The organism is Streptomyces sp. NPDC006207 (assembly GCF_040613835.1).
GTDB lineage: Bacteria > Actinomycetota > Actinomycetes > Streptomycetales > Streptomycetaceae > Actinacidiphila.
This window is the reverse complement of record NZ_JBEXSX010000090.1, coordinates 23738-30070: the sequence shown is the minus strand read 5'-3', so window position 1 is coordinate 30070 and position 6333 is coordinate 23738. Positions and strand designations below refer to the sequence as shown.

Below are 6333 nucleotides of genomic sequence, written 5' to 3'. Positions count from 1 at the left end.
CAACTCGGCCTTCGGCCGTCCCGTCCTCGCCATCCGCCCATCATGACGAACCACCACCGACTTACGCAGCGAAACAACGACTCAGGACACTAGCCCCGCCGCACGGCCCGGAGCTCCGCGACCCAGCGGCCGAGGACGTCGCGGACGTGGTCGGCGTGGTCGGCGGGATAGCCCCGCGGGCCGCACTCGACGACCAGGATGAGACCGAGGTAGACGCGGTAGAGGGCCAGCCGGTGCAGCGTCGAGGGCCCGAAGTCCAGGGTGCCGCCCGCCTCGTGGTAGCCGGCGACGAGGTCGCTGTCGGGGCCGGTGTCGCCACCGAAGGCCAGGGAGACCAGTTCGGCCACCGGGTCGCCCCAGAAGGCCCGCTCGTGGTCGATGAGCCCGGTGACGACGGAGCCGTCGTCGGCGACGAAGACGTTGCCGGGCCACAGGTCGAAGTGGACCAGCCGCGGCTCGGTCACCTCCGCCAGGACGTCCGCGCCCTCCGCGACGAGCGCGCGGACCTCGTCGGGGGCGACGCCGAGCGGGGTGCTCCAGCGCACGGCCTCCTCCAGCATCGCCTCCACCATGGCGCCGAAGGCCGTCGGCCAGTCCGCCGCCGACAGCCCGGCCTCGGGGGCCGGGTAGCCGTACCGGCCGTCCTCCGGGGCGAGCGTGTGCAGCCGCGCCACGATCCGGCCCAGTTCACGGCGCAGCGCGGCCTGCCGGTCCGCGGGGAGGCGGTCCGCCGCCTTGTCCCAGGGGGTGCCGGGCAGGACCGACAGCGCCATGAAGTCCGGTGCCGCGTGCAGCAGTTCCGGCAGCGGCACATCGCCGAGGGCGGCAATCCGGCGGTGCGCCATGACCTCGGTGGCCATGATGCCGCGCTCGTAGCGCAGCACCAGGGCGTCCGGCGGTGGGGCGATCTTCACCACCGCCGGACGCCCGTCGTCGAGCCGCACCCGGTAGGCGGCGTTGAACCAGCCGTCCGTGAGCTCGGCCTCCACGCTGCAGCCGAGGCCCGCCGACTCCCGCAGCAGGGCGGCCAGTTGTCCGGCGGTGAGGGCGCGCTTGGTCAGGCTCTTCATGTCCCCGCATGCTATGAGAGCGCTCCCACGCTGTCACGGTCGTGCGCGGGGCCGGTCCGTCACGGCACCCGTTCCGACGTCGGCGCGTCCACGGCGCGCCCGGATTTTCGGGGGCGCGCGGGTACACCCGTCACGCCCGGTACCGCAACCCCTACGCGCCTGGTCTGTTCCCGGGCCACTTTCATATGGCAATCTCATCTTCACGTCGTACGCTCAGGCCCCACGTCCCCCACGCTCACCTCCTCAGCCCCAGGTTCCTCAGGATCGACGAAGAGAAGACCGCCGTGGCGTCCCTGCCCCTCACCCTGGCGGCTCGTCTGCTGCCCACCGCCATACTCGCCATCGTCGGCTGGACGATGGCCTCCTCGTCCCACGAGGACCCCGGCCGCACGTCGGCGAACGGATCCCGGACCGGCTCCACCGCGCCGTCCGGGTCGGACTCCGGCGCGGGTTCGGACTCCGGTTCCGGCTCGGGCTCCGGTTCGGACGGCTCCAAAGACGCGCCCGCCACGTACTCCAAGCCGCCCGCGCCGTGCACCGCGATCAAGACCGCGACCATCAAGAAGCTGGTCCCCGAGGCCAAGACGACGGGCAAGCAACTGTCCCTCACGGACCCCTCGCACCGCACGGGCTGCTCGTGGAACGCCCTCAAGGGCTTCGACTACCGCTGGCTCGACGTGACCTTCGAGGTGTCCACGACCGGTGGCGGCCAGGACGGCGAGGCGGCGGCGAAGGCCTCCTACAAGCGCCTGAAGAAGGCGGCCACGGCGTCCGGGATCGGTGACGAGGCCTCCGTGTCCGTGGAGCTGACGACCGAGGACAAGCAGCAGACGCGCGAGGCGGTCGTGGTGTTCCGCAAGGGGAACGCGGTCGTGACCGTCACCTACAACGGCAGCGACTTCGAGAACAAGAAGGCGCCGGACGAGTCCGAAGTCCGCGCCGGTGCCCTGGCGGTGGCCAAGGACGCGCTCGCCGGGCTCGGCCCGGGCACCAACGTCGAGGGCGACCAGAGCGCCTGAGCCGGGCCGGTTCAGTCCTCCGTGGCGGGGACCACGTCGCGTGGCGGGCGGCCGTCGAGGAAGTCCACGACGTTGCGGACGGCGGCGAGCGCGATCCGGGCCACCGTGTCCCCGGTGGCGCCCCCCGCATGCGGGGACAGGACGACGTTGGGCGCGTGGAGCAGCCGCATCCCGGCCGGCGGCGGTTCGGGGTCGAAGACGTCGAGCCCGGCACCGGCCAGGCGCCCGGCCTCCAGCGCGTCGGCGAGCGCGTCCTGGTCGACGACCGCGCCCCGCGCGGTGTTGACCAGGAAGGCGGTGGGCTTGAGCAGCGCCAGCCGTCGCGCGTCGAGCAGATGCCGGGTCGCGTCGGTCAGCGGGACGTGGACGGACACGTAGTCGGCGGTCGCCAGCAGCTCGTCCAGCGGGAGGCGGCGGGCCCCGAGCAGCTGCTCGGTCGCGGCCGGTACGGGCCGGCGCGAGGTGTAGCGGACGGTCATCCCGAAGGCGGCGGCCCGCCGGGCCACGGCCTGCCCGATCGCCCCGAGGCCGATCACGCCGAGGACCCTGCCGTCCAGCTCGGTCAGTGACCGCTGCAGGCGGGGCAGCGGCCATTCGCCGCGGGACAGCGCCTCGTGCGCGGGGACGGTCCGCTTGGCGAGCGCGAGCATGAGCGCGAAGGCCTGCTCGGCGACGCTCTGCGTCTCGGCCCCGCTGGAGCCGATGGTGCACACGGGCACCCCGCGGGCGCGGGCGGCGGCGACGTCCACGTGCTCGTGGCCGTGGCCGTGGCCGGTGCACTGGACCAGTTCCAGGGCGGACGCGCAGGCGAGGTGCCCGGCCGCCACGGGGCCCAGCGCGGTCATGATCACGTGGGCCGCGGCCAGGGCGGCCGGGTCCTCGTCGGCGGACTCCACGACGGTCACGACGGCCCGGCCCTCGAAGAGCCGGGCCAGGGTGGCACCGACGCGGCGGCCCCCGACGTGCGGCGCCACGACCGCGAGGACGTTCTTCGGCTCCATGCGTCGTCACTCCTTCGTTCGCGGATATGTCCGCGGGCCCTTCCGCGGAGGTCAGGGCGCCGCGGCCGTCAGGTACCGCTGGACGGTGGGCGCCAGCCAGGCCACCACCTCCTCGCGCGGCATCGCCACGGCCGGCGGGAAGCGGAGCACGTACCGGCTGACGGCCATGCCGAGGATCTGCGAGGCCACGAGCACGGCGCGTTCCGTGGCGCGGCCGGGCCCCGGGTCCGGGCACACCGCGGCGGCGACCGGTGCGAGCTGCCGCTGCAGGATCGACCGCATCCGCTCGGCGCCGGCCGGGTTGGTGACGCCGACGCGCAGCAGCGCGGTCAGCGTCTCGTCCTCCTCCCAGCGCTCCAGGAAGTGCGCGACCAGGACGGCCCCGACGTCCTCGGTCGCGACCGCGGTCACGTCCGGCATGCGCAGGTCGAACTCGGAAGCGGCGGCGAAGAGCCCCTCCTTGTTGCCGTAGTAGCGCATGACCATCGAGGGGTCGATGGCCGCGTCCTTGGCGATGGCGCGGATGGTCGCCCGCTCGTAGCCGTCGGCGGCGAAGCGGTCGCGAGCCGCGGCGAGGATCGCCGCGCGGGTGGCGTCGGAACGGCGGGGGGCGGGGGACGTCGTGGTCATGCCCACAACTGTAGGCCAACGACTGTTGACATCGCCAGAGCGGCGGGGCTACGTTTGCCTACAAGCGTTGGCCTACAAGCGTTGGCATCCGAGGAGACCGCCGTGACCACCGAGAACCGCACCGACGCCACTCGCACCGCCACCCGCACCGCCACCGGCACCGGGGAGCACCCGGCCGGGGTCCTGGTCGTGGGCGCGGGCCCCACCGGCCTGCTGCTCGCCGGGGACCTGGCCGCCGCCGGCGTCCCCGTCACCGTCCTGGAGCGCCGCGGCCCGGGGCACGGCAACCTGAGCCGGGCCTTCGGCGTCCACGCCCGCACCCTCGAGCTCCTCGACGCCCGCGGCCTCGCCGACGAGCTGGTCGCCACCGGCCACCGGCTGCGCGGCCTGCGGCTCTTCCGCCGGTTGTCGCTGGACCTGGCGGAGCTGCCCTCCCGCTTCCCGTACCTGCTGATCACCCCCCAGTACGAGGTCGAGCGGCTGCTGGAGCGCCGGGCCCGCGCCGCGGGCGTGCGCTTCGAGCACGGCGCCGAGGTCCTCGCGGTACGCCAGGGCGACGAGGGCGTCGCACTCGACGTCCGCACCGCGGACGGCGCCGTCACCACCCGGCGCGCCGCCTACGCCGTCGGCACCGACGGCCACCGCAGCGCCGTCCGGACCGCCCTGGGCCTGCCCTTCCCCGGCCGGTCCGTCATCCGGTCGATCGTGCTCGCCGACGTCCGGCTCGCCGAACCGCCCGCGGAACTGCTGACCGTGGGCGGCACGGGCGACGCCTTCGCCTTCCTCGCGCCCTTCGGCGACGGCTGGTACCGCGTGATGTGCTGGGACCGCACCGGCGAGCGGCCCGACAGCGACCCGGTCGGCCTCGACGAGGTCCGCGCCATCACGCGCCGCGCCCTGGGCACCGACCACGGCATGGGCGAGGCCCGCTGGCTCTCCCGCTTCCACAGCGACGAACGCCAGGTGCCCGTCTACCGCGTCGGTCGCGTGCTGCTCGCCGGCGACGCGGCGCACGTCCACTCCCCCGCCGGCGGCCAGGGGATGAACACCGGCCTGCAGGACGCCGCCAACCTCGGCTGGAAGCTCGCCGCCGTGGTCCGCGGCCACGCGACCGACGCCCTGCTCGATACCTACCAGGCCGAACGGCACCCGGTGGGCGCGACGGTGCTGCGCAGCAGCGGCGGCATCATCCGGCTCGCCATGGCCCACAACGCCCTCCAGCGGACCTTCCGCGACCTGGTCTCCCTGGCCGTGGGCCACCTCCCGCCGCTGCGCCGCAGGGCCCTGGGCGCGATCACCGGCATCGGCATCGCCTACCCCGCCCCGCGCGGCGCCCACCCCCTGACCGGCGGGCGCGCCCCCGACCTGCCGCTGCGGGAGGGCCGGCTGTACGAGGCCCTGCGCGCCGGCCGCTTCGTGCTCGTCGCCCCCGAGGGCGCGGCGGCCGGACCCGCCGACGCGCGCGCCGTCCACGTCACCCGTACGGACGGTGGCCGCACCACGCTGCTCGTACGCCCCGACGGCTACGTCGCCTGGGCCGCCGACGGCGCCGCCGGCGGCGACCACGACGCCGCCCTCACCGCGTGGGCCGGGGAGGCAGGGCACATGACCCGGCCGACCGCGGGCATCCGCAGCTGACGGCCGCCGGGCACGGTACGGGCGGCCGAGTTCAGCGGCGGGGAGCCGGTGTTCCTTCCGTGGTTCACCCGGCGGACCGCCCTGAGAGCGCTCGGCACCACCGCGCCTATGCTGCAAGCGTAGGCGGGCACTTGCCCCTCCCGACCTCCCGACCTCCCGACCGGCGAAAGGCAGCACGACCATGAGCCCCCGTACCGCAGTCGTGACCGGCGCGAGCAGCGGCATCGGTGCCGCCACCGCCCGCAGGCTGGCCGAAGCCGGCTACCACGTCGTGCTCACCGCCCGCCGCGCAGACCGCCTGGAGGCGCTCGCCAAGGAGATCACCGCCGCGGGCCACTCGGCCGCCGCCGTGGCCCTCGACGTCACCGACCGCGGCGCCGTCGACGCGCTCGCCGCCTCGCTGGACCGGGTGGACGTCCTGTTCGCCAACGCCGGCGGTGCCCTCGGCGCGGACCCGGTCGCCACCGCCGACCCCGAGGAGTGGCGCACGATGTACGAGGTCAACGTCCTCGGCGTGCTCCACACCGTCCAGGCGTTCCTGCCCGGGCTGATCGCCTCCGGCGACGGGACCGTGGTCGTGCTCTCCTCCACCGCCGCCTTCACCCCGTACGAGGGCGGCGGCGGCTACGTCGCGGCCAAGCACGGCACCCACGCGCTCGCCGGCACGCTCCGCCTGGAGCTGCTCGGTGAGCCGGTCCGCGTGATCGAGATCGCCCCCGGCATGGTCAAGAGCGAGGGCTTCGCGCTCACCCGCTTCCACGGCGACGAGGAGAAGGCCGCCGCCGTCTACGCGGGGGTGGCCGAGCCCCTCACCTCCGAGGACATCGCCGACACGGTCACCTGGGCGGTCACCCGCCCGTCCCACGTCAACGTCGACCTGCTGGTCGTCCGCCCCCGTGCCCAGGCCGCCCAGCACCGGGTGCACCGGGAGCCGTAACCGCCCGGCGGGGGCGTCACCGCTGCACCCACCGTCGC

At 74.9% G+C, this 6333-nt stretch carries 6 protein-coding genes; 3 read left to right on the top strand and 3 right to left on the bottom strand.

Annotated features, from left to right (window positions below; genetic code table 11):
- Positions 1 to 89 precede the first annotated feature (89 nt).
- Complete coding sequence (locus tag ABZ312_RS41335) at positions 90 to 1070, bottom strand: phosphotransferase family protein (protein WP_500329444.1); 981 nt, start codon at positions 1068 to 1070, stop codon at positions 90 to 92.
- A gap of 284 nt (positions 1071 to 1354) precedes the next feature.
- Here ABZ312_RS41335 and ABZ312_RS41330 point away from each other — a divergent pair, with 284 nt between their 5' ends.
- Positions 1355 to 2089 (top strand): hypothetical protein, encoded by a 735-nt coding sequence (locus tag ABZ312_RS41330; RefSeq protein ID WP_500439926.1) that lies wholly within the window; start codon positions 1355 to 1357, stop codon positions 2087 to 2089.
- 11 nt (positions 2090 to 2100) lie between these two features.
- Here ABZ312_RS41330 and ABZ312_RS41325 read toward each other — a convergent pair whose 3' ends face one another.
- Both ABZ312_RS41325 and ABZ312_RS41320 read right to left on the bottom strand, forming a co-directional pair.
- Positions 2101 to 3090: a 2-hydroxyacid dehydrogenase gene (locus tag ABZ312_RS41325; RefSeq protein ID WP_500439925.1), complete on the bottom strand. Its 990-nt coding sequence runs from the start codon at positions 3088 to 3090 to the stop codon at positions 2101 to 2103.
- Positions 3091 to 3141: 51 nt separating this feature from the next.
- Positions 3142 to 3720, bottom strand: a complete 579-nt coding sequence (locus ABZ312_RS41320) for a TetR/AcrR family transcriptional regulator (RefSeq protein ID WP_500439924.1) — start codon at positions 3718 to 3720, stop codon at positions 3142 to 3144.
- A gap of 102 nt (positions 3721 to 3822) precedes the next feature.
- On the opposite strand from ABZ312_RS41320, the gene ABZ312_RS41315 reads away from it, so the two are divergent.
- Positions 3823 to 5358, top strand: coding sequence for an FAD-dependent oxidoreductase (locus ABZ312_RS41315; RefSeq protein ID WP_500329437.1), 1536 nt, complete (start codon positions 3823 to 3825; stop codon positions 5356 to 5358).
- 181 nt (positions 5359 to 5539) lie between these two features.
- Positions 5540 to 6295: an SDR family NAD(P)-dependent oxidoreductase gene (locus tag ABZ312_RS41310; protein ID WP_500329436.1), complete on the top strand. Its 756-nt coding sequence runs from the start codon at positions 5540 to 5542 to the stop codon at positions 6293 to 6295.
- The last annotated feature ends 38 nt before the right edge of the window (positions 6296 to 6333 follow it).